Genomic DNA, 21024 nt, shown 5'->3' with positions numbered 1-21024 from the left:
GGTACGGGCACGTGCGGGTACCGGGACATCGCGCTGTGCCCGCAGCAGGCGGGAGCGATCCGTGCGCGGTCGCAGCCTGCCGGAACGCGCCGTGCCCGCTGGGTGCCGGAATCATGGAGGTGGCCGTACGTGACCGAACTTGCCGCGATGCCCACGGACTGGACCAAGGCGCTGGCCGTTGTCGCGCACCCCGACGATCTCGAGTACGGCGCCTCCGGTGCCATCGCGCGGTGGACCCACGAGGGCCGGGAGGTGGCTTACCTGCTGGCCACCAGAGGGGAAGCCGGTATCGACAGCATGGATCCCGCGGATGCGGGGCCGACGCGCGAGCGCGAGCAACTGGCCAGTGCGGCCATCGTGGGGGTCGACCAGGTGGAGTTCCTCCAGTACACCGACGGCGTCATCGAGCAGTCGCTCGAACTGCGCAAGGACATCGCCGCGGCGATCAGGCGGCACCGACCGGAACTGGTGATCACCACGAACCACCGTGAGACCTGGCCGGGCGGGTTCCAGAATATGGCCGACCACCGCAACGTCGGAGCCGCCACCATCGACGCGGCACGTGATGCCGCGAACCGGTGGGTGTTCCCCGAGCTGCTCGAGGAAGGGCTCGAGCCGTGGGACGGCGTCCGATGGGTTGCGGCGAACAACTCACCGAACGACTCCCACGCCGTCGACATCACGTCCACGTTCGACAAGGCGGTCGCGTCGCTCGAGGCACACGAGACCTACCTCGCGGGGTTACGTGGTGTGATGGCCGACCCCGACACGTTCCTACGCACCATGGCCGAGAGCGTCGGCAAGGCATTCGGCTGCGAGTTGGCCTGCTCGTTCGAGCTCATCGACCTATAGCCGGTGCCGTGCCGCGCGCTGGCTCCCGGGCGCTCAGCCTGAGCGGCGCGCCTGGTCGGACCGGGATCGCCGCGGGTGCTGCTGGCGGTCGCCGTGCTTGCGGCCGCGGGCGCCTCCCGTGCTGTGCGGGTTGCGCCTGCGGCCGTTGCGTGCAGGCACATGGTCGGCATTGCCCGGCCTGCCACCGCGCCTGCGCGTGGGCGGCTGCGGCTCCGGCACGGGTGTGCCGGAGGGGGTGCGAGCACCGGTGATGCGGGCGAGCGCGCCTGCCCCCGGTTGCACGGTGGCGGTCTCCGGGCGCACCCCCGCGGCTCCGAACATCTTGCGCAGCCCGCGCTGCTGGCTCGACGTGATCACGGTGGCGACGGTCCCGGATGCGCCCGCGCGGGCCGTCCTGCCCGCGCGGTGAAGGTAGTCCTTGGCATCGGCAGGCGGGTCCACGTGCAGCACGAGGCTCACGCCGTCGACGTGGATGCCGCGTGCGGCGACGTCGGTAGCGACCAGCGTGGTGGCAGCGCCGTGCCGGAACGCGTCGAGGACCCGGTTGCGCTGTCCCTGAGGCTTGCCACCGTGCAGCGCCACCGCGGCCACCCCGCTGCCCCGGAGCGTGTCGGCCAGCCGGTCAGCGTTCTGCTTCGTGCGCACGAACAGGATGGTGCGTCCCTCGCGCGCGGCGATCTCGGTGATGACCGCACGCTTGTGTTGCTGCGGGACGACCAGCACATGGTGGTCCATGGTGGTCACGCTCGCGGTGGCAGGGCCGACCGAGTGCTCGACGGGATCGTTGAGGTAGTTCCGGACCAGCGTGTTCACCGCGCCGTCGAGGCTGGCCGAGAACAGCATGCGCTGCGCGACGCGCGGCGTGCCGTCCAGGATCTCGGTGATCTGCGGGAGGAACCCCATGTCGGCCATCTGGTCCGCCTCGTCCAGGGTGATCATCGCGATGTCGTCCAGGTTCGCGGTGCCCTGCCGTACGTGGTCGGACAGCCTACCTGGGGTGGCGATGAGCAGGTCCAGACCGCGAGCCAGCGTGCTCGCCTGGCGGGTGAACGGCATGCCACCGACGGCGATGCCGCACCGCAGCCCGATGGCCTCGGCTAGCGGCTTCAGCGTGTCGGCGACCTGCATGGCCAGCTCCCTCGTGGGCACCAGCACGAGTCCGCGGGTGTGGCACTGCCTGGGCCTGCCGTGTTGCTGCCGCAGCTCGCGGGCGCCTGCGAGCATGGCCAGGCCGAAGGCGAGGGTCTTGCCGGATCCGGTCTGCGCGCGGCCGAGCACGTCGCGCCCTGCCAGGGCGTCCGGCAGCGTCGCGGTCTGGACCGGGAACGGGGTGTCGATGCCCGCCGCCCGGAGCGCGTCGAGCAGGGCGCTCGGGAGGGCGAAATCGGCGAACGAAGGCGCAGGCGGTGTGGCGTGGGACAGCGGTTCGGAGTGTGCGAGGGGACTCGACGCGCTCGGCGCGTGCTCGGTGATGGTCACGGGGTGCCTTTCTACTGGCGTTCGACGGTGGTGCGTCATATGCAAGGCCCCTGCCGCGCAACGCGCGGCGACCGCCACCTTTGACAGCGGGCTGATACACAGACGAACCCGACGCAATCTGCGTCGTCAGTGGGCGGTACCCGAAATGCTCGGATGCTCGGCGGTGCCTGCACGGGCAGGCTTACACCGGCGAGGATCTGCCACCCACCACGCTGTGTCGTGACACGAGCTGCCACGAGCCATCGCGAGTAGTCACTGTACGAACCCGCGACCGATGCGCGACCACCTCGGAACGCCCCGGACGACTCTACAGCAGTGGCTACCGTGTCGGTCTCCCCGGTGGTGACCGACACAGTGCTGGTGTGCTGCGGGTGTGCCGCTGGTGCGCTGCGGGCGTGCCGCTGGTGCGTAAGCTCGCTGAGCGCTGCCTACTGGACGAGCAGCTCCAGCTCCTGCTCGCCGGTCTGTTCCATCTTGAACCCGGCCGAGGAGGCGGCGGTCAGCAGGTCGTCGATCGTGGCTGGCTCTCGGGTGGCCCGTGCCAGCGCACCTGCAAGCCTGCCCTTGTAGGCCTTGTTGTGGTGGCTGACGGTGGTGCGCTTACCGGTGCCGTTGTCGGTGACGACGCGTACCGTGACCGCGTCGGGCATCCGCGCCAGCGCGGCGTACGGCCCGGAGCGCAGGTCCACCACGAGCTCGTCGAGCCCGGTGAGCACCGGCTCCAGCGCAGGCCGCCACAGGCCGCGCAGTGAGCCGAGGTCGGGCAGGGTGGTGGCCGCCGAGAGCCGGTAGGCGGGAATCGGATCACGTGCGCGGACCACGCCGAAGAGCGCGGAGGCCACGGCCAGCCGCGCGTGCGCGCGTGCACGCTCGCTGCCGGTCAGGCCCTCGACGTCGAGGGCGTCGTAGAGCACGCCCGTGTAGCGGTGTAGCGCGCCCGTGGTCGGCGAGCCGCGCAGCGCGGCGTTGCGCTCGACCTCGGTGGACTGACGTGGTGACAGACCGAGTACGTCGCGGCTGCGCTCGGCATCGGCGGCGAGCGCGACCAGGGCGGACGCGATGCGATCGCGGGTGGGGTTCAGCGCGGGGAAGGACAGCGCGTCCAGGTCGAGCGGCGGGCCGTCGCCGCCGTGGGCCTTGGTCTCCGACGGGGGAAGCAGTACCAGCACGTCCCGGATGCTAGATCATCGCGAGCGCGCGGTACGCGGGGCGGATGGCGCGTGTGCCGAGATGCTCGCCGCGCCGCACGCCCTGGCCGCTCAACGGCGCAGCTCCTCGATCGTTCGGGTGATACGCCGCTGCTGGATCTCGGAACTGCGGGACTCGGCGACCCAGCGGGCGAGGCTCCTACGCCGCTCGTACGGCAGCGAGTCCCACCGTGGCCGCACGTCGCCGAGAGCTCGCAGCAGCTCCTCGGGAGGCTCCACGTCGACACGTGGCCGCACCGGGTCCAAGGTCATGGTGACCGTATCGCCAGGCTGCACCCCGGCCATCTCGCAGTTCGCGCGGTTGACCGGGATGTAGGGGGCGTTGTCGTAGACGACCACGGTCGATGCGTAGGTGTGGTCGTTGATGGTGACCCGCACGGGTGGCCGTGGTTGGCCGAACACCTCGGTGACGTCGAGGGGGAGCCTGGCAAAAGCCGATGAGGACGCGCCTTCCAGCTGCTGGAGCGTCACCTCGACGGTCACGGGTTCCATACCCGTGATGGTACGCCGGGCATCGCCTGCTCGTCCGCGCGCCGAGCCGACCGGCCTGCTCACGGCAGGCGTGGGCGGGTGGCATACCCTGGCAGCACCCCCGAGATGAGGCGCGTCACGAGGAGCTGAGCACGTGATTACCCGGATGTCCACGCTGTTTCTGCGCACGTTGCGTGAGGATCCCGCCGACGCGGAGGTACCGAGCCACAAGTTGCTGGTGCGCGCCGGTTACATCCGCCGGGTCGCGCCGGGTGGTTTCGCCTGGCTGCCGCTCGGGCTGATGATGCTGCGCAGTATCGAGCACATCGTGCGCGAGGAGATGAACGCGATCGGTGCTCAGGAGATCCAGTTCCCTGCGTTACTGCCGCGCGAACCGTACGAGGCCACGGGACGGTGGACCGAGTACGGCCCCAACGTTTTCCGGCTCACAGACCGCAAGGGAGCCGATTACCTGCTCGGTCCTACCCACGAGGAACTGTTCACGCTCACGGTGAAGGGTGAGTACGGCTCCTACCGGGACTACCCGGTGATGCTGTACCAGATCCAGACTAAGTACCGGGACGAGGCACGGCCTCGCGCCGGGCTGCTACGGGGCCGCGAGTTCGTCATGAAGGACTCCTACTCCTTCGACCTGGATCAGGAAGGCCTCACGCGCTCCTACCGGCTGCACCGGGATGCGTACCAGCGGATCTTCGACCGGCTCGGGCTGAGCTACGTGATCGTCGCCGCCACCTCGGGTGCGATGGGGGGATCGGCGTCCGAGGAGTTCCTCGCCGACGCCGCCACCGGCGAGGACACCTATGTCCGTAGTCCGGACTCCGGCTACGCTGCGAACGTCGAGGCCGTGGTCACCCCGGCACCGGAGGCGAAACCCATCGAGAGGTTGCCCGCCGCGCAGGTGCACTACACGCCGGACACGCCCACCATCGAGACGCTGGTGGACTTCCTGAACACTCGCGCCGGTCTGGGTCGGACGTTCACCGCGGCCGACACGCTGAAGAACGTGATGGTCAAGGTCCGGCAACCGGGCGGGAGCGAGTGGGAGCTGCTGGCCGTGGCGGTTCCGGGGGACCGGGACGTGGACATGAAGCGGCTGGAGGCCGCGCTGGAGCCCGCCGAGGTCGCCGTCATCTCCGACGAGGACTTCGAGCGCTACCCCTTCCTGGTCAAGGGCTATATAGGGCCGAAGGCGCTGCAGGACAACAAGGTGCGGTTCCTGGTCGATCCGCGCATCGTGCCCGGTACGGCGTGGGTGACGGGGGCGGACAAGCCCGACCACCACGTGGTCGACCTGACCTGCGGCAGGGATTTCGTGCCCGACGGCACGATCGAGGCCGCCGAGGTGCGGGAAGGTGACCCGGCGCCGGACGGGTCCGGTCCGCTGATCGCCGCCCGAGGTATCGAGGTCGGCCACATCTTCCAGCTCGGCACCAAGTACACCGACGCGTTCGAGGTGGACGCGCTCGGGCCGGACGGAAAGCCGGCACGGATCACGATGGGTTCGTACGGCATCGGCATCTCCCGGCTTGTGGCCGCGATCGCCGAGCAGCATCACGACGAACAGGGATTGGTGTGGCCACGCACGGTGGCTCCTGCCGATGTGCACATCGTGCTGGCCGGTAAGGACGAGGCGATCGCCGAGCAGGGTGAGCGGCTCGCTGCCGAGCTGGACGCGGCGGGTGTGCGCGTGATCCTCGACGATCGGGGTTCCAGCCCCGGTGTGAAGTTCGCCGACGCGGAGCTGGTTGGCGTTCCCACGATCATGGTGGTTGGCAAGGGCCTGCAGAAGGGCGTCGTCGAGTTCAAGGATCGCGCCTCCGGTGAGCGCACGGAGGTTTCGGTCGGCGAGGCCGTCGACCACGTCCGGGGGCTGCTCGGCCGAGTATCCCCCGGACGGGATGGGCGCTGAACGTCACGTTCAGCGCCGTAGACGGAACGAATGTCCCGTTGAGCTCCCGCGGGGTGCCCGCTCACCCGGTGAGGAAACTGAACCGCAGGCGGCGCACCGGATTGTCGACGTTGGTGTCGACCAGACACAGGGACTGCCAGGTGCCCAGCTCCATCGTTCCGCCGAGCACCGGCACCGTGGCATACGGTGGCAGAAACGCCGGGAGGACGTGATCGCGGCCGTGTCCGCTGGTGCCGTGCTGATGTCGCCATCGGCTGTCTCGGGGCAGGAGATCGTCGATGGCGGTGAGCAGGTCGTCATCGCTGCCCGCGCCGGTCTCCAACACGGCCAGCCCGGCGGTCGCGTGTGGCACCCACGCGTGCAGCAGTCCGTCGGTCGCGTCGCAGCCTGCGAGGAACGTCTTCGCTTCCTGGGTCAGGTCGTGTACGACGGCACGGTTGCCGGTCCGGATTTCGATCTCTTCGCTGTGCACACCACCACGGTACGCAACGGTGCGGCGGAGATGGAGCCGCTCGGAGCGGCCGCCGTACGGCAGGCATCGTCACGATCGTGCGAGCCGAAGGCCTCCTCCGGTGCATATCCGGCACCCGAGGACCCCTTCGGCTCGCATCCCTTACCCGGGGGTGCGCGGTGCGGTGCGTCGGTTGTGGAGCCACTGGTCGGCGAGCCGGAGCATGATGCCCGGCTCGTGCCAGGCGGTGCGTGGTGGGGCGGGCAGCCAGTCCACGATCGGGTGCTTGCCGCACTCCAGCGGGTGCTCGGGATGGATGTCGGTGAGCACGGTGGTCTTATCGGCGTTGGCGATCCGCCCCCGTTGCACGGCGATGTAAGCATCGCCCTGCGTCCACGTGAAGGTGTGCCCGTGGCGGAACGTTTCGAGTTTGGGACGGGTCGTCTCGTACGGGTGCGTCAGTCCCGGCGGCAGCGCGGTCATGATCGTCATCCCCCAACACGGAGTGTTCGAGTGTGTGCGTGTAGTGGTGTGACGATCCCGCGCCGGGGTGGTGACGCCGCACACGGTGGAAAGGTGCGGTTGCCGCCTACCGCTCCGCTTCGCCGTCGCCGTCGATCACCGGCCGCGGTGTGATCTCATGCCCCTCACGGAGCCGCTCGTCCTCCCGGCCCGCGTCCTCGTCGACCTTGGCTCGCTGGGATGCCTCGTACATCTCGACCGACTCGGAGATGGCATCCCCGATCTCGCGGGTGATGTCCCGGACAGCCGAGGTGATGATCGTGGCGATGTTGCCCACGTGGCCTGCCACGGTCTCGGTGATCTCCTGCGCGGTGTCCTTGTTGCGCTCGAACTGGCCCACCATGAGCTACCCCTGTTCCTACGCCGCTGCGGCTTGCTTGCCCGTAACCACCGTAGCGCGCTCGGGTTCGCTCCGTGATGTGCCGCTCTGCGAGGTGCCGGACGGTAGCGCCAGCTTGACGATCTTCTTGGCGACCGAGCCCAGCTGCTTGCGTAGCGGTCCGGTGTTGTACGGCAGGCCGTACTTCTCGCAGATCGCGCGGACCTCGGGGGCGATCTGCGGGTAACGCCGGGCAGGGATGTCGGGGAACAGGTGGTGCTCGATCTGGTGGGACAGGTTGCCGCTGAGGATGTGGAACAGCTTCCCGCCGGAGATGTTCGCCGATCCCAGGATCTGCCGCAGGTACCACTGGCCGCGCGTCTCGTTCTGGGTCTCCTCCTCGGAGAAGCTTTCCACGTCCTCCGGGAAATGACCGCAGAAGATGATCGCGAACGCCCAGAGGTTGCGCACCACGTTGGCGGAGGCATTACCCAGCAGCGTCAGCGGCGCCAGCGGCCCTGTCAGCAACGGGAAGGCCACGTAGTCCTTGCCGATCTGCCTTGCTGCCTTCGCGCGGATCCTCCTGCGGACTTCGGCCTTCTCCGCCCACGTGACCTCGCCTTTGAGGATCCGGTCCACCTCGAGGTCGTGCAGCATGACGCCCCACTCGAAGAAGATGGCCAGCAACACCGCGTACACCGGATTGCCGAGGTAGTAGGGGTGCCACTCCTGGTCCGGGTCGATCCGCAAGATGCCGTAGCCGACGTCGCGGTCCTTGTCGAGGACGTTGGTGTGCGTGTGGTGCATGTAGTTGTGGGAGTGCCGCCAGTTGTCGCCGGGTGCGGCAGTGTCCCACTCGAAGGTCTTGGAGTTCAGCTCGGGAATGCGCGTCCAGTCGTACTGGCCGTGCATGACGTTGTGGCCGATCTCCATGTTGTCCAGGATCTTCGACAGCGACAGGCAGCCGACCGCGGCCAGCCACGCGGGCGGCAGGAACCCCAGATACATCAGTCCGCGTCCGGTGATCTCGAGCCCGCGCTGTGTCTTGATCAGTTTGTTGATGTAGTCGACGTCCTCCTTGCCGAGGTCGGCCACGATCCGCTGCCGGATCTCGTCGAGCTCCTTGCCGAACTCCTCGACCTGCTGCGGTGTCAACCTGTCCTGCAACCCGGTCATCTCATGTCCTCCCTGATCTCGATCGGTGTGCTCAGCAGCAGATGTCGACGTCCCCGACGGGCACGGAGATGCACATCTGGATTTCCTCGTCTGGCTCGGACGACAGCTCGCCGGTCAGTGCGTTGCGCACGCACCCGCTCGACTTGACCTGTGTGCAGGAGAAGCAGATGCCCATGCGGCATCCGTGCTCCGGGCGCAGCCCCGCAACCTCGGCCTGTTCCAGCAGCGGCCGTCCGGTATTGCTGATCTCTCGACCGCTGTGCGTGAACCGCACCTCGCCGGTGGCGTTCTCGGTGTCGATCTCCAGTTCCGGCGGGGTGAACACTTCGGTGTGCAGCTGTTCACCGAGTCCTTCGGCGTCGTACAGCGACCGCACCGCATCCATCAGGCCGTCCGGCCCGCATAGGTAAGTCTCGGCGTGCCGCCACCACGGGGCGACCTCGTCGAGATGTTCCCGGGTGAAGAACCCGTGCAGGTCGGCACCGGTTTCGGCGTGCGTGTAGCCCAGCGCCACGCGCAGCTCGGGGTGCGCCCGGTCCAGCTCCGCTAGCTCCTCCCTGTAGAGCACGTCCTCGCCGGTGTTGGCGTAGTGCACGAACACCACGTCATCGACCTGACCCTGGTCGCAGAGCGTGCGCAGCATCGACAGCACGGGTGTGATCCCGCTGCCGCCGCTGATCAGCACCATCTTCCGTGGACGCGGCTCGGGAAGGGTGAACTCGCCGTCCGGTTGTGACAGACCGAGGATCATGCCGGGTGCCGCGTGGCGGTGGAGGTAACTCGACACCAGGCCGTTCGGGTCGGCTTTGATGGTCAGCTCCAGCGCTCCCCGCGGATCGAGCTGTGAGTTGGCGGGGGAGTAGCAACGGGTGCGGCGGACGCCGTCGATGTCCACCGACACGCGCACGTACTGGCCGGCACGGAACCCTTGCCAGCTCCGGCTGGTGCGCACCGTCAGCGTGACCGTGTCCGGAGTCTGGCGCCGCACGGCGACGACCTCGCCACGGAGTTCGGAACGCACCAGCATCGGGTGCACCAGCTCCAGATAACGATCGATGCCGTGTGGCGTGAGCAGCGCCCCCGCAAGCGACGTCGCCGTCTCCCGTAGGGACCGGCGGCGCGGGATCAGGTCGGCCACCGTGACCTCCTTCCACGTTTCCCGACGCGCGATCGAGCACTTTTGGTGAACATGTGTGCACTGATATCGCAACGCTACAGAGAGCGTCGTGCCGGTGTCACGGTGATGTGACCGGGGCTATACGGGTTGCTGGGCGCTGATCAGTGGACGGGCGTACGCTTGTCGCTGTGGTAGCGGAGCCGATGGAGCCGAGCAGTAGGCAGGAACGCAAGCAGCGCACGCGGCAGGCGTTGCGCGATGCTGCGTTGCGGCTGCTGACCGATCGCACGCTGGCGAGCGTGAGCCTGCGTGAAGTCGCCAAGGAAGCGGGCATCGTCCCCACCGCCTTCTATCGCCATTTCGCCTCGCTCGAGGATCTCGGTATCGAGCTGGTCGACGAGTCGATGCGGACACTGCGGGAGATGGTGCGTGACGCGCGGCGGAACCGGAGTGATCACGAGGACGTCATCGCCAGTTCCGTGGCGACGCTGCACGCCCAGGTGCGTGCCAACGAGGACCACTTCCGCTTTCTGATCAGGGAGCGCTACGCGGGTACCGGCCGGGTGCGAGCGGCGATCGCGACCGAGCTGCGCCTGTTCGCCAGCGAGCTCGCCGTCGATCTCGGTCGATTCGACGAACTGCGCTCCTGGAACGCCGAAGATCTTCGTATGATGGCCGACTTGATCGTCACCGCGATGCTTGGGACCGTGATGGAGCTCATCGACGCTTCGGGAAGGGATGCGGACACGGAGATCACCAGGCAGGCACGGAAGCGGTTGCGACTGATCGTGCTCGGTGTAGCGGGGTGGCGTAGCGACGTCTGAGTGTCGGCGATCCGGGACGTGGGTCCTCCCGGTGCGGGACGTACGAAGATCGCCAAAACGGCGCGGGCGTGATAGACAACGTGCACGCCAGGGTGCCCCTTGGTCGGTCGAGTTGTTCCGTGGTTGTTCGGGCGAGGAGGTTGTGAGGTGGCCGGAGCGGAGTCGGCGGCCGAGGGCGTATCGGTTGGCGTGATCGCCGAGCGGACCGAGGGTGAGCGCCGGGTGGCGCTCGTGCCAGGAATGGTGGAGCGGCTGGCGCGACGCGGCATGGGGGTCGTGGTGGCACCCGGTGCCGGTACGGCGGCGTACATCTCCGACGACGCCTACACCGATGCAGGCGCGACCATCGGCGATCCCTGGCAGTGCGACGTCGTGGTGGGGGTGAACCCGCCTGCCGAGTCAGATATCGATCGGCTGCGGGAGGGGACCGTGGTGATCGGTTTCCTCGACCCGTTCTCGGGCCGCGAGCGGTTGGAGCGGCTGGAGCGTGCCGGGGGCATCGGATTCGCGATGGAGTCGGTGCCGCGGATATCGCGCGCACAGTCCATGGATGCGTTGTCGTCGCAGGCGAACGTCGCGGGTTACCGGGCGGTGCTGGCCGCAGCACAGCACTTGCCGCGGTTCTTCCCGATGCTGACCACGGCCGCGGGCACGGTCAAGCCAGCGAAGGCGCTGGTCCTGGGGGCCGGGGTGGCCGGGCTGCAGGCACTGGCCACAGCCAAACGACTCGGGGCGCAAACCACCGGATACGACGTGCGGCCGGAAGTAGCCGACCAGGTGCGGTCGGTGGGTGCGCAGTGGCTTGATCTGGGCATCGAGGCCGTGGGTGAGGGTGGCTACGCGCGGGAACTTACCGAGCAGGAACAAGCCGAGCAGCAACGGCGCCTGACCGAGGCGATCACCGGATTCGATGTGGTGATCACCACCGCGGCGGTGCCCGGTAGGCGAGCGCCGGTGTTGGTGCCCGCCGAAGCGGTACGTGGGATGCCAGCCGGTGGGGTCATCGTCGATCTGGCAGGCGGGACGGGGGGTAACTGCGAGCTGACCCAGCCGGGCGAGGTGGTCACCGCGCATGGGGTGACGATCTGCGCGCCGCTCAACCCAGCCGCCGAGATGCCCGCGCACGCCAGTGAGCTGTATGCCCGCAACGTAGTCGAGCTCCTCGAGCTGATCGTCACAGCGGACGGCACGCTCGCACTGGACCGCTCGGATCAGATCATCGCCGATTCCTGCGTGGCGGGCCGGGACCGGCTGGACCGGCCACCGGAACCGGGGGCTGACGACAGCGGGGGCAGCGGTGGCGCGGGCAGCGCCGATAGCGCCGGTGCGTCCGGTACCGAACAGCAGGAGGTGCGGTGATGGACCCGACGTTGGTGCAGAACCTGGCGATCCTGGTGCTGGCGGGGTTCTTGGGGTTCGTGGTGATCTCCAAGGTGCCCAACACGCTGCACACCCCGCTGATGTCGGGGACCAACGCCATCCACGGGGTGGTGGTGCTGGCGGCACTGGTGGTTCTCGGACTCGGTGTCGAGGGCGTGTTCAACGAGATCATCCTGGTGATCGCGATCATCTTCGGCACGATCAACGTGGTCGGTGGGTTCCTGGTCACCGACCGCATGCTGGGCATGTTCAAGGAGAAGCCCGGCGCGACGCGCGGTGAGAAGGAGGCGGGCCGGTGACCTGGATCCACGACCCCTCACTGATCAACAGCCTCTACATCGTGGCGTTCGCGCTGTTCATCGTCGGGCTGATGCAGATGCGGGGTCCGCGCACGGCGGTGCGGGGGAATTGGATCGCCGCGGCCGGTATGGCCGTGGCGGTGGTGGCCACGCTGCTGATCGACGGTATGGGCAACTGGCTGCTGATCGCGCTGGGTATCGGCATCGGCACCGTGATCAGTATCCCGTCGGCCTATAAGGTCAAGATGACCGCTATGCCGCAGATGGTCGCGCTGTTCAACGGCCTCGGCGGTGGGGCGATCGCGCTGATCTCCTGGGCCCAGTTCCGCGACACCGCCGGGTTCGTCGACTACCCGCTGCACGCGGTGATCTCGTCGCTGTTCGCCGCGCTGGTGGGGTCGATCTCCTTCTGGGGTTCGCTGATCGCCTACGGCAAGCTGCAGGAACTGCTCTCCGGTAAGCCCATCACCCTCGGCCGGTTGCAGCAACCGATCAACGTCTTCATGATCGCGTGCGCGGTAGCGGCCTGTGTGGTGGTGATCGCCGGCGGCACATCCGAGTGGTGGATGATCGCACTCCTGATCGCCTCGGCCGTGGTCGGCCTGATGGTGGTGCTGCCCATCGGGGGGGCCGACATGCCGGTGGTGATCTCACTGCTGAACGCGCTGACCGGGCTGTCGGCCGCGGCCAAAGGTCTGGCGCTTGACAACACCGCACTGATCGTCGCCGGGATGATCGTCGGTGCCTCCGGCTCGATCCTGACCAGCCTCATGGCCCAGGCTATGAACCGCTCCATCCCCGCGATCGTGGCCGGTGGTTTCGGTGGCGGCGCGGCCGCGCCGCCGAGCGCCGGAGCCGAGGAGCGGCCGGTGCGTAGCACCAGCGCATCCGACGCGGCCATCCAGCTGGCCTACGCGGGCAAGGTCGTGGTCGTGCCGGGCTACGGGATGGCCGTCGCCCAGGCCCAGCACGCCGTCAAGGAGATGGCCAGCCTGCTCGAGAAGCAGGGCATCGAGGTCTCCTACGCCATCCACCCGGTGGCCGGACGCATGCCGGGGCACATGAACGTGCTGCTGGCCGAAGCCGACGTGCCCTACGAGGCGCTCAAGGAGATGGATGAGAGCAACTCCGAGTTCAGTCAGACCGACGTCGCCCTGGTCATCGGTGCCAACGACGTCATCAACCCCGCTGCCGACACCGACCCGGCCTCACCCATCTACGGCATGCCCATCCTCAAGGTCAACCACTGCCGATCGATCATCGTCATCAAACGCTCCATGAGTCCCGGCTTCGCAGGTATCGACAACGAGCTCTACTACGACCCCAAGACCAGCATGCTCTTCCAGGACGCCAAGACCGCCACCACCGACATCGTCGAGGAACTCAAGCACTTGTAGGCGCTCCCTCCCTGGCCCACGGGCGGTGCTCGCCAGTGCCAGCCAGCTGGAGGGCTGGCGATCACCGGCGGGGCCTGCGGCGTGGCAGGAAACGTTGCACGCCCACACGCACCGGTTTGGCCCGATGCTCCGGTGAGGACGGGGTGGCCGCTGACGACTGGCGTGCGGAGGCGGCCACCGCGTGCCCGAACCCCTCGGCCACGAGCTGGTCCGCGTCTGGGGGTGCGGTTTCGGGTAACAGCCCGCGCAGCACGGCGCGTGCCTGCTCGACAGTGCACGGGCGTGCACCGGGCTCCGAGCCGGGGAGCCGCTTGCTGAGTACAGCCCGGAACGAGGCAGGCGTGGGGTACAGGATGTGAACCGCTGGTTCGATCGCGCCGTCGGGCACCTCGACAGTGTGGGCGTAAGGGCCGACCGCGATGATCACACCGACCGGGAGTTCCGCCTTGGCCAGGCTGCGGAGCCGGCCAGCAGCGACCCGAGCGGAGGCGAGCAACCGGGTCGCCGGATTGGGGTCCGCACCCGGGGCCGCCACCGGCCAGCCGTCCGCGGTCCATGGTGCGTTGAGCGGCGCCACCAGCCGCATGGTGGGATCGGCGAGGTCGACGCCGAACACGAGAAAGATCCCGTTCGGTCGCACAACGAGCCCCTCGATAGGTGACGTATCGCCCGGAAGGGTGAGTCCGGCGATCGCGAGGCCGCCGACATCGGCGTCGCCTCTGCCGAATGCCGTCAGCGCGGCACGAACATCGGCGGTGACGCGCGACTGCCGGTCACCGATGCGCATGACTCGCACCGGTCCCACCTCCCGGTCAACGATTCGAAGGGATCCCCTGTCACCAGCGTAGTCGCGCTCGCGTATCCCGTCGCTTCGCCCCTGCGTTAACAGGGAAGGGACGGCAGGAGGTGAATGACGTTCACGTCAATTGATGCGTCGTTATTGACAGTGACTACAGTCACCTAGTTGAGTGTCATCCCTCTAGATGAATAGCTCGGGTGGAATTGAGTACCAGGGAGGAGCCTGCCGTGCGAGAGAGACCGTGGCGACGCCGGCTAGCGCTTGTGGCCGCGTCAACCCTCATCGCGCCGGCGCTCGGGACGACACCGGCGCTGGCGCAGGATGACCCCGATCCGCTTGCGCCGATCGCGGACGCGCTGGACGACGTGTTGTCGAACGTTACCGGATCCGACGAGGTATCGGTCCTGGTGCACGGCACCGATGTGGCGGCGGCGGATGACGCCATCGCCGAGGCCGGCATGCAGCGACTGGTCAGTTTCGACAAGATCGGCGTGGTGGCCGCGGAGGGTATGGCCGCGGACGTCGAGCAGCTTCGATCCGCCGATGGCGTCACCTACGTGGAGCACAACGAACCCGTCGAGTTCTTCCAGACCTCGGGCACGGAAGCGACCCGCGCGCTGGAAGCCCAGCAAACGCTGACCGGTCCCGACGGTGAACCGATCGACGGCAGCGGTACGTCCGTCGCGGTCATCGACACCGGTGTCGATCCGCACCACCCGGCCTTCGCCGATGAGAACGGCGACAGCAGGGTGGTCGCCAATATGCGCAGCCTGTGCCTGACCGACAGTCCCGACACCGGCTGCATCATCGACGCGGGCCCGCTGGATACCGACACCACCTCGCTCGGTGGGCACGGCACCCACGTAACCGGCATCGCGGCTGGGCAGAACTATGAGCTCGCCGACGGCTCCCACGTGGGCGGTTCCGCGCCGGGTGCCGACATCGTGTCGGTGGCCACCGGCGCGGTCGTGTTGATCGTGGGAACGAACGCGGCAATGAACTGGGTGTTGGAGAACCACGAGGCGCCGTGCGGCGAGGACGTCCCCGCGGAGGAGTGCGCGCCGATCAAGGTGATTAACAACTCGTGGGGTCCCGCGGGCGGCGGGCAGTTCGACGAGGAGTCGGCGACCGTCAAGCTGCAGCGCGCTCTCGCCGAGGAAGGTGTCATGACGGTGTGGGCCAACGGCAACGACGGTGGCGATGGCTCGCAGAGCCTGTCGAACCCGCCGGGCCAGGACCCCACCCCGGGCATCATGTCAGTGGCTTCCTACTACGACGAGGGAACGGCCACGCGGGACGGTTCGGTTTCGGACTTCTCCTCACGCGGCGACGCTGAGAACTCGCACACCTGGCCGGACATCTCGGCTCCCGGTGAGAGCGTGCTGTCCGCCTGCAGGCTGACCATGCCGATCTGCTCGACCGGTCTGGACTTCCGCCACGGTCCGGGGCTGCTCGACCTGGGCACCTACAACGTCATCAGCGGGACTTCCATGGCCGCGCCGCAGGTGGCCGGGATCGCGGCACAGCTGTTCCAGGCTGCCCCCGAGGCCACCCCCGGCGAGGTGGAGCACGCCATGAAGGCCACCGCGCACAAGTACACCGACGGCGCCGAGTACGTCGACATCGGCGACTACACCTCGAGCTTCGACAAGGGAACCGGCCTTGTCGACGCGGTGGCCGCCGTCGAGTACCTCACCGAGTAGTCGACCCGTGCTCCTGCCCGCCTCCTACGCGTGCGGGCAGGAGCACGCCGGTGACCGAGCCGAACGATCTCCATCGGAGCACTGTTGCATCTGGTGCTGATGTGATTTCATGGCATACTAGGTGCACAACTTGATACCCGATGTTCGTATCGATATCCGCCGTACAGAGCTGGACGGACTCGTACGAACACAGAGGGTGCTCGCGGATGATCTCCACGCTGGACGACGAGGTCGTAGGGGAAGATGCTCCTCGTCAATCAGCAGGTTCGAATTGCGGAGGTCAGCAGTGAGCACTCGTGGAAGTACGCGTGGCGTGGTGTACGTCCACTCGTCGCCGTCTGCGGTATGTCCGCACGTCGAGTGGGCGGTGTCCGGTGCCGTTGGCTCCCGCGTCGACCTGCGATGGACGGCACAACCCGCGGCACCGGGACAGCTGCGTGCCGAATGCGAGTGGCGCGCGGCGGCGGGCACCGGGGCCAAGATCGCAGGTGCGTTGAAGGCGTGGCCGATGTTGCGGTTCGAGGTCACCGAGGAGCCGAGCCAGGGCGTCGACGGCGAGCGCTTCTGTTACGTGCCGGGGCTCGGCCTGTGGCACGCGCGGATGAGCGCGAACGGCGATGTCGTGGTCGGCGAGGACCAGCTGCGTTCCCTCGTGGCCACGACCAGGGCGGGCGAGGCGCTGGCGCACAAGCTGGACGAGCTGCTGGGGAGTGCATGGGACGAGGCGTTGGAGCCCTTCCGGTACGCCGGGGACGGCGCCCCGGTGACCTGGCTACACCGCGTCGGGTGATGGCTGGATCCTCTGGGAGCGTGGTCGGTGACCAGGCGGCCGCGTGAGCCCACGAGCCGGGCGGCACCGATCCGCGCGAGCGTCCCGGTCCGATGGATGGTGCCCGCCGCTGTGATCGTGCTCCTGCTGGCGGTGGGCGGGGGCCTGGTGCTGCGCGAGGTGTATCCCGCACGAGGCGAGAACGCCGCCGGTACCGATCCACCGCCGTGGCCGATCGAGCGGGACGAGGCGGAGCAGCCGGGTGACCCGCAGGTCCGGTTGAGCGAGGCAGCCTCGCGGCACCCGCAGCACACCGGGGTGCGGGAAGCGCTGCAAACCTATTTCGACGCCATCAACGAGCGGGATTTCGAGCTGTGGCGCTCCGTGGTGACCGCCGAGCGCGCGGAAGGAACCGATGCCGCGCAGTGGCGGGAGGACTTCCGCTCGACGCAGGACGGCGACATGTACGTCCACCGGATCGAGCCCGCCGCAGACCAGCGCTTGCTTGTGCTGCTCAGCTTCACCAGTACTCAGGACGTGGTCGACGCCCCTCCGACGCTGCCTGAGCCGTGTATCCACTGGTGGTTGGCGCTTCCCCTCACCGAGGACGGCGACGGCGGCGGGTCGGAGGCGGGTGACGCCTGGCGTATCGATACCGTCCCGCCGGGTACCCCGCCCGTCCACCAGCCGTGCTGACCGTCCCGTGGGACGGCCCGCGCCTGCCAGGCAGCCGCGGCGCCGGGCAAGGCGAGGGTTCAGGCTGAGCTGAACGCGAGTGCGACGTTATGGCCGCCGAAGCCGAACGAGTCGTTGATCGCCACCTCGAGGTCCATCTTGCGCGGCTCGTCGGTGACCACGTCGAGCGAGACCCCGGGGTCGAGCTCATCGACGTTAGCGGTAGGCGGGATGACGCCGTGGTGGATGGCGAGGATCGTGATGATCGACTCCACGGCACCCGCCGCACCGAGCAGGTGGCCGAGCGCGCTCTTCGGGGCGGTGAGAACCGGATGGTCACCGATCGCCTTACGCACAGCCACCGTCTCGGTCACATCGCCCACCTGGGTGGACGTGGCGTGCGCGTTGACGTGCCCGACCGCGGCGGGATCGATCCCGCCGCTGCGCATCGCAGCTTCCATCGCTTTGGCCTGCCACGTACCTTCCGGGTCGGGCGCGGTGATGTGATGCGCGTCAGCGGTCATCCCGACGCCTGCCAGCCGCGCGTACACCCGCGCCCCGCGTGCGCGAGCGAACTCCTCGCGTTCCAATACCACGATGCCCGCTCCCTCGCCGAGCACGAAGCCGTCGCGATCCACGTCCCACGGGCGCGAGGCGCGCTCCGGCTCGTCGTTGCGGGTGCTCATGGTGCGTGACTGCGCGAACCCCGCCATGGTGATGGCGGCGATACACGCCTCCGCACCGCCGGCGATCACCACATCGGCCTCGCCCGACTGCAGCAGCCGCCACGCCCACGCCAGGCCCTCTGCACCCGAGGCGCAAGCCGATACCGGTGCGTGTACCCCGGCGCGTGCGGAGAACTCCAGCCCGATGTGCGCCGCGGGGCCGTTCGGCATGAGCATCGGCACGGTGAGCGGCGATACCTTGCGCAGCCCGTTCTGCTCGAGCAGGTCGTCCTGGTGCAGCAGCGTGGTTGCCCCACCGATGCCGGTGCCGACGACGACGCCGAGCCGTTCGGGCTCGACGCCGTCGTCGCCGAAACCGGCGTCCTGCCACGCCTGGCGCGCCGCGATCAGCGCGACCTGCTCGCTACGGTCGAGGCGTCGCGCCTCCACCCGGGGTAGTACCTCGGTCGGGTCGACCGCGAGCTGAGCGGCGATCTTGACCGGCAGGTCGAACCGCTCGACCCACTCCGCCTCAAGCGCGGACACCCCGCTACGCCCAGCCAGGAATCCGTCCCAGGTCTCCTCGACACCGCCACCGAGGGGGGTGGTGGCGCCGAGACCGGTCACGACGACGTCGCTTGCACTCATGCTCGTCCTTCCCGTACGAATGCTCTCCCCGGGAGCGTTCGCGATCCGTGATTTCCGTTGCGCTCAGGCGGCCCCGAGCTCGAAGTAGGTCAGCGGTTACTTCGCGTTCGCCTGGACGTAGTTCACCGCGTCGCTGACGGTCTTCAGGTTGGCCAGCTCATCGTCCGGGATCTTCACACCGAACTTGTCCTCGGCCTGCACGGCGATCTCGACCATGGACAGCGAGTCGATGTCGAGGTCGTCCACGAACGACTTCTCGGCCGTGACGTCGTCCTGGGCGACGCCAGCGACCTCCTCGATAATCTCCGCAAGCCCCGCGATGATCTCCTGGTTGTCAGCCACTTTCGATCCTTTCGGTTTTCTTCCTCTCACACCCTCCCCTTCAGGGAGCGATGATGACCTGCCCAGCGTAGGAGAGACCCGCGCCGAAGCCGACGATCAGTACCACGTCCCCCTTGGTGACCTGCCCTTTGACCCGCATGTGGTCGAGAGCCATGGGGATGGACGCTGACGAGGTGTTGCCCGAGTACACGATGTCGTCGGCGACGACCATGTCCTCCCTCGCCCCGTGCGTGCGCAGCCGTTTGCCGATGGCTTCCACGATGCGCAGGTTCGCCTGGTGGGGGATGAGCGCGTCGACGTCGGCGGCCGACAGGCCTGCCGCCTCGACGGCGCGCAGGGCCACCGGGGCGATCTTGGTGGTGGCCCACCGGAAGACCGCCTGGCCTTCCTGGTAGATGTACCGGTGGTCGCGCATGTAGATGGTGTCGACCAGGTCGCCTGCGCTGCCCCAACTGACCGGGCCGATCTCCGGCTGCTCGGCGGCACCCACCACGGCCGCTCCGGCGCCGTCGGCGAAGATGATCGCGTTCGCGCGATCGTACGGGTCGACCACGTCGGTGAGCTTCTCCGAACCGATGACGAGCACGGTTCCCGCGGAGCCCGCCTTGATCAGGTCAGAGGCCACCCCGAGCGCGTAGCAAAACCCCGCGCAGGCAGCGTTGAGGTCGAAGGCGCCCGCAGCTTGGATCCCGATCCGGTCGGCGACCTGCGCGGCCGCGTTCGGAATGGGGGCGGGCATGGTGCAGTTGGGCACGATCACGGTGTCGACCTCGGCGGCTGTCAGGCCCGCGTCGGCCAGCGCGCGCGTGCCCGCCTCCACGGCCATGTCGACCAGACTCACCTCCGGCCCCGCGAAACGCCGCTCGACGATGCCGACCCGTTCCCTGATCCACTGGTCGTTGGTATCCATCCTCGACGCGAGGTCGTCGTTGGTGACCACCGTGTCGGGCTGGGTGCTGCCGACGCCGAGAATGCGGGTCGCCGGGGCACCGGAAAGCTGTTTCAGGGCAGTCACCGTCACACCTCGTGAGCCTTGGCGGGCACCGTCGCGATATCGGCCGGTGTATTCACCGCCACTGTACTGGTCACCGTGCCTTTCAGTTGACGTTTGACCAGTCCGGTCAACGTTCCTGCGGGCACGAGCTCGACCGTGCCGGCGACCCCGAGCTCTGCCAGGGTGTCCATGGTCAGATCCCAGCGCACCGGGCTGGTCACCTGCCGGATAAGGCGTTCCAGGTACTCGGCACCGGAGTCGACGACAGCGCCGTCGGTGTTCGACAGCAGCGGCCTCGTCGGGTCCGCCGGTCGGATCCCGGCCGCGTGCTCGGCGAGCGCGTCGCGTGCTGGGGCCATGTACGAGGTGTGGAACGCGCCCGCCACCTTCAGCTCACGGACCTTGGTCCCGGCCAGCGGCTCCGCCACGATCCGCTCGATAGCCTCCGCCGAACCGGAGGCCACGATCTGCCCTGCCCCGTTCCGGTTGGCCGCGGAAAGTCCGTTGCTTTCCAGCCAGCCGACCACTTCCTCCGGTTCACCCAGCATCACCGCCGCCATGCCGGTGGGTTCGAGCGCGCAAGCCTTGGCCATCTCGGCGCCCCGTACGGCGGCCAGCGCCACCGCCTCGCCGTCGTCGAGCACGCCTGCGAGCGCGGCCGCGGCCAGCTCGCCGACCGAGTGGCCAGCCACCGGGCCGTCCGAGGGCAGCGCGCCGTGCCGTTCCAGCTCGCGAGCTGACAGCAGCGAGGCCGCCACGATCAACGGTTGGGTGATCGCCGTGTCCTGGATCTGCGCGGCGTCGGCCTCGGTGCCGAGGTGCAGCAGGTCAAGGCCCGCACGCTCCGACCAGTCCCGCAGTCTCGCCCGTGCCTCGGCGGCAGCGTCGCTGCCCGCTGTGCCGTCGTCGGTCACCCACGGGGTGAGCATTCCGGGGGTCTGCGAACCTTGTCCTGGCGCGAGTACGGCGGTTCGATCGGCGGTCACTGTCACTCCTTCAGCAAA

At 68.4% G+C, this 21024-nt stretch carries 22 protein-coding genes; 9 read left to right on the top strand and 13 right to left on the bottom strand.

Going from position 1 to position 21024, the window contains the following annotated elements:
- Positions 1-147: 147 nt before the first annotated feature.
- Positions 148-852: a PIG-L deacetylase family protein gene (locus tag F8178_RS09900; RefSeq protein WP_317494584.1), complete on the top strand. Its 705-nt coding sequence runs from the start codon at positions 148-150 to the stop codon at positions 850-852.
- Between the two features lie 33 nt (positions 853-885).
- Here the strand turns inward: F8178_RS09900 and F8178_RS09895 are convergent, their stop codons facing one another.
- From F8178_RS09895 to F8178_RS09885, 3 genes are all read right to left on the bottom strand, one after another.
- Positions 886-2274, bottom strand: a complete 1389-nt coding sequence (locus tag F8178_RS09895) for a DEAD/DEAH box helicase (RefSeq protein WP_317494583.1) — start codon at positions 2272-2274, stop codon at positions 886-888.
- 485 nt (positions 2275-2759) lie between these two features.
- Positions 2760-3500, bottom strand: coding sequence for a peroxide stress protein YaaA (yaaA, locus tag F8178_RS09890; protein ID WP_317494418.1), 741 nt, complete (start codon positions 3498-3500; stop codon positions 2760-2762).
- Positions 3501-3590: 90 nt separating this feature from the next.
- Positions 3591-4031: a YdeI/OmpD-associated family protein gene (locus tag F8178_RS09885; RefSeq protein ID WP_317494417.1), complete on the bottom strand. Its 441-nt coding sequence runs from the start codon at positions 4029-4031 to the stop codon at positions 3591-3593.
- Between the two features lie 133 nt (positions 4032-4164).
- On the opposite strand from F8178_RS09885, the gene F8178_RS09880 reads away from it, so the two are divergent.
- Positions 4165-5940, top strand: a complete 1776-nt coding sequence (locus F8178_RS09880) for a proline--tRNA ligase (RefSeq protein ID WP_317494416.1) — start codon at positions 4165-4167, stop codon at positions 5938-5940.
- A gap of 61 nt (positions 5941-6001) precedes the next feature.
- Here F8178_RS09880 and F8178_RS09875 read toward each other — a convergent pair whose 3' ends face one another.
- The 5 genes from F8178_RS09875 to F8178_RS09855 form a co-directional block, all read right to left on the bottom strand.
- A complete protein-coding gene (locus F8178_RS09875) occupies positions 6002-6412 on the bottom strand; it encodes a YjbQ family protein (RefSeq protein ID WP_317494415.1) in 411 nt (136 codons plus the stop codon).
- Positions 6413-6553: 141 nt separating this feature from the next.
- Positions 6554-6874, bottom strand: a complete 321-nt coding sequence (locus tag F8178_RS09870) for a hypothetical protein (RefSeq protein WP_317494414.1) — start codon at positions 6872-6874, stop codon at positions 6554-6556.
- A 106-nt stretch (positions 6875-6980) separates the two neighbouring features.
- Positions 6981-7256, bottom strand: a complete 276-nt coding sequence (locus F8178_RS09865) for a hypothetical protein (RefSeq protein ID WP_396345227.1) — start codon at positions 7254-7256, stop codon at positions 6981-6983.
- A gap of 15 nt (positions 7257-7271) precedes the next feature.
- Positions 7272-8408: an acyl-CoA desaturase gene (locus F8178_RS09860; RefSeq protein ID WP_317494413.1), complete on the bottom strand. Its 1137-nt coding sequence runs from the start codon at positions 8406-8408 to the stop codon at positions 7272-7274.
- Positions 8409-8439: 31 nt separating this feature from the next.
- Positions 8440-9546, bottom strand: a complete 1107-nt coding sequence (locus tag F8178_RS09855; RefSeq protein ID WP_317494412.1) for a ferredoxin reductase — start codon at positions 9544-9546, stop codon at positions 8440-8442.
- A gap of 182 nt (positions 9547-9728) precedes the next feature.
- Here F8178_RS09855 and F8178_RS09850 point away from each other — a divergent pair, with 182 nt between their 5' ends.
- From F8178_RS09850 to F8178_RS09835, 4 genes are all read left to right on the top strand, one after another.
- Positions 9729-10349, top strand: coding sequence for a TetR family transcriptional regulator (locus F8178_RS09850; protein ID WP_317494582.1), 621 nt, complete (start codon positions 9729-9731; stop codon positions 10347-10349).
- Positions 10350-10496: 147 nt separating this feature from the next.
- A complete protein-coding gene (locus tag F8178_RS09845; RefSeq protein WP_317494411.1) occupies positions 10497-11708 on the top strand; it encodes an NAD(P) transhydrogenase subunit alpha in 1212 nt (403 codons plus the stop codon).
- Complete coding sequence (locus F8178_RS09840; protein WP_317494410.1) at positions 11708-12028, top strand: NAD(P) transhydrogenase subunit alpha; 321 nt, start codon at positions 11708-11710, stop codon at positions 12026-12028. The genes F8178_RS09845 and F8178_RS09840 overlap by 1 nt, the downstream gene beginning before the upstream one ends.
- Before the next feature lie 71 nt (positions 12029-12099).
- Entirely contained in the window at positions 12100-13425 is a 1326-nt protein-coding gene (locus F8178_RS09835) for an NAD(P)(+) transhydrogenase (Re/Si-specific) subunit beta (protein ID WP_396345286.1), read from the top strand.
- Between the two features lie 61 nt (positions 13426-13486).
- Here F8178_RS09835 and F8178_RS09830 read toward each other — a convergent pair whose 3' ends face one another.
- Positions 13487-14221, bottom strand: coding sequence for a hypothetical protein (locus F8178_RS09830; RefSeq protein ID WP_317494409.1), 735 nt, complete (start codon positions 14219-14221; stop codon positions 13487-13489).
- A gap of 230 nt (positions 14222-14451) precedes the next feature.
- Between F8178_RS09830 and F8178_RS09825 the strand changes: the two genes are divergently transcribed.
- The 3 genes from F8178_RS09825 to F8178_RS09815 all read left to right on the top strand — a co-directional run bounded on the left by F8178_RS09825 (position 14452) and on the right by F8178_RS09815 (position 17392).
- Entirely contained in the window at positions 14452-15927 is a 1476-nt protein-coding gene (locus F8178_RS09825; RefSeq protein ID WP_317494408.1) for a S8 family peptidase, read from the top strand.
- Between the two features lie 286 nt (positions 15928-16213).
- Positions 16214-16717 carry a DUF3145 domain-containing protein gene (locus tag F8178_RS09820; RefSeq protein ID WP_317494407.1) on the top strand — a complete coding sequence of 168 codons (504 nt, stop codon included), beginning with the start codon at positions 16214-16216 and terminating at the stop codon, positions 16715-16717.
- A gap of 27 nt (positions 16718-16744) precedes the next feature.
- Positions 16745-17392, top strand: a complete 648-nt coding sequence (locus F8178_RS09815) for a hypothetical protein (protein WP_317494406.1) — start codon at positions 16745-16747, stop codon at positions 17390-17392.
- A 59-nt stretch (positions 17393-17451) separates the two neighbouring features.
- On the opposite strand, the gene fabF is transcribed toward F8178_RS09815, so the two are convergent.
- The 4 genes from fabF to F8178_RS09795 all read right to left on the bottom strand — a co-directional run bounded on the left by fabF (position 17452) and on the right by F8178_RS09795 (position 21006).
- On the bottom strand, positions 17452-18684 hold the full coding sequence (gene fabF, locus F8178_RS09810; protein WP_317494405.1) for a beta-ketoacyl-ACP synthase II: 1233 nt from the start codon (positions 18682-18684) through the stop codon (positions 17452-17454).
- 96 nt (positions 18685-18780) lie between these two features.
- A complete protein-coding gene (locus tag F8178_RS09805; RefSeq protein ID WP_317494404.1) occupies positions 18781-19026 on the bottom strand; it encodes an acyl carrier protein in 246 nt (81 codons plus the stop codon).
- 40 nt (positions 19027-19066) lie between these two features.
- Complete coding sequence (locus F8178_RS09800; protein ID WP_317494403.1) at positions 19067-20041, bottom strand: beta-ketoacyl-ACP synthase III; 975 nt, start codon at positions 20039-20041, stop codon at positions 19067-19069.
- Positions 20042-20043: 2 nt separating this feature from the next.
- Entirely contained in the window at positions 20044-21006 is a 963-nt protein-coding gene (locus F8178_RS09795; protein ID WP_317494402.1) for an ACP S-malonyltransferase, read from the bottom strand.
- Between the last annotated feature and the right edge of the window lie 18 nt (positions 21007-21024).

The organism is Haloechinothrix sp. LS1_15 (genome assembly GCF_033042135.1).
GTDB lineage: Bacteria > Actinomycetota > Actinomycetes > Mycobacteriales > Pseudonocardiaceae > Haloechinothrix.
Note: the sequence above shows the minus strand (reverse complement) of the source record. Positions and strands in the feature narration are given on the sequence as shown.

Coding starts and splice junctions, on each gene's coding strand:
- F8178_RS09900 (WP_317494584.1), top strand. CDS start 148: ATGCCCACGGACTGGACCAAGGCGCTGGCCGTTGTCGCGCACCCCGAC.
- F8178_RS09885 (WP_317494417.1), bottom strand. CDS start 4,031: ATGGAACCCGTGACCGTCGAGGTGACGCTCCAGCAGCTGGAAGGCGCG.
- F8178_RS09870 (WP_317494414.1), bottom strand. CDS start 6,874: ATGACCGCGCTGCCGCCGGGACTGACGCACCCGTACGAGACGACCCGT.
- F8178_RS09865 (WP_396345227.1), bottom strand. CDS start 7,256: ATGGTGGGCCAGTTCGAGCGCAACAAGGACACCGCGCAGGAGATCACC.
- F8178_RS09860 (WP_317494413.1), bottom strand. CDS start 8,408: ATGACCGGGTTGCAGGACAGGTTGACACCGCAGCAGGTCGAGGAGTTC.
- F8178_RS09850 (WP_317494582.1), top strand. CDS start 9,729: ATGGAGCCGAGCAGTAGGCAGGAACGCAAGCAGCGCACGCGGCAGGCG.
- F8178_RS09840 (WP_317494410.1), top strand. CDS start 11,708: ATGGACCCGACGTTGGTGCAGAACCTGGCGATCCTGGTGCTGGCGGGG.
- F8178_RS09835 (WP_396345286.1), top strand. CDS start 12,100: ATGCAGATGCGGGGTCCGCGCACGGCGGTGCGGGGGAATTGGATCGCC.
- fabF (WP_317494405.1), bottom strand. CDS start 18,684: ATGAGTGCAAGCGACGTCGTCGTGACCGGTCTCGGCGCCACCACCCCC.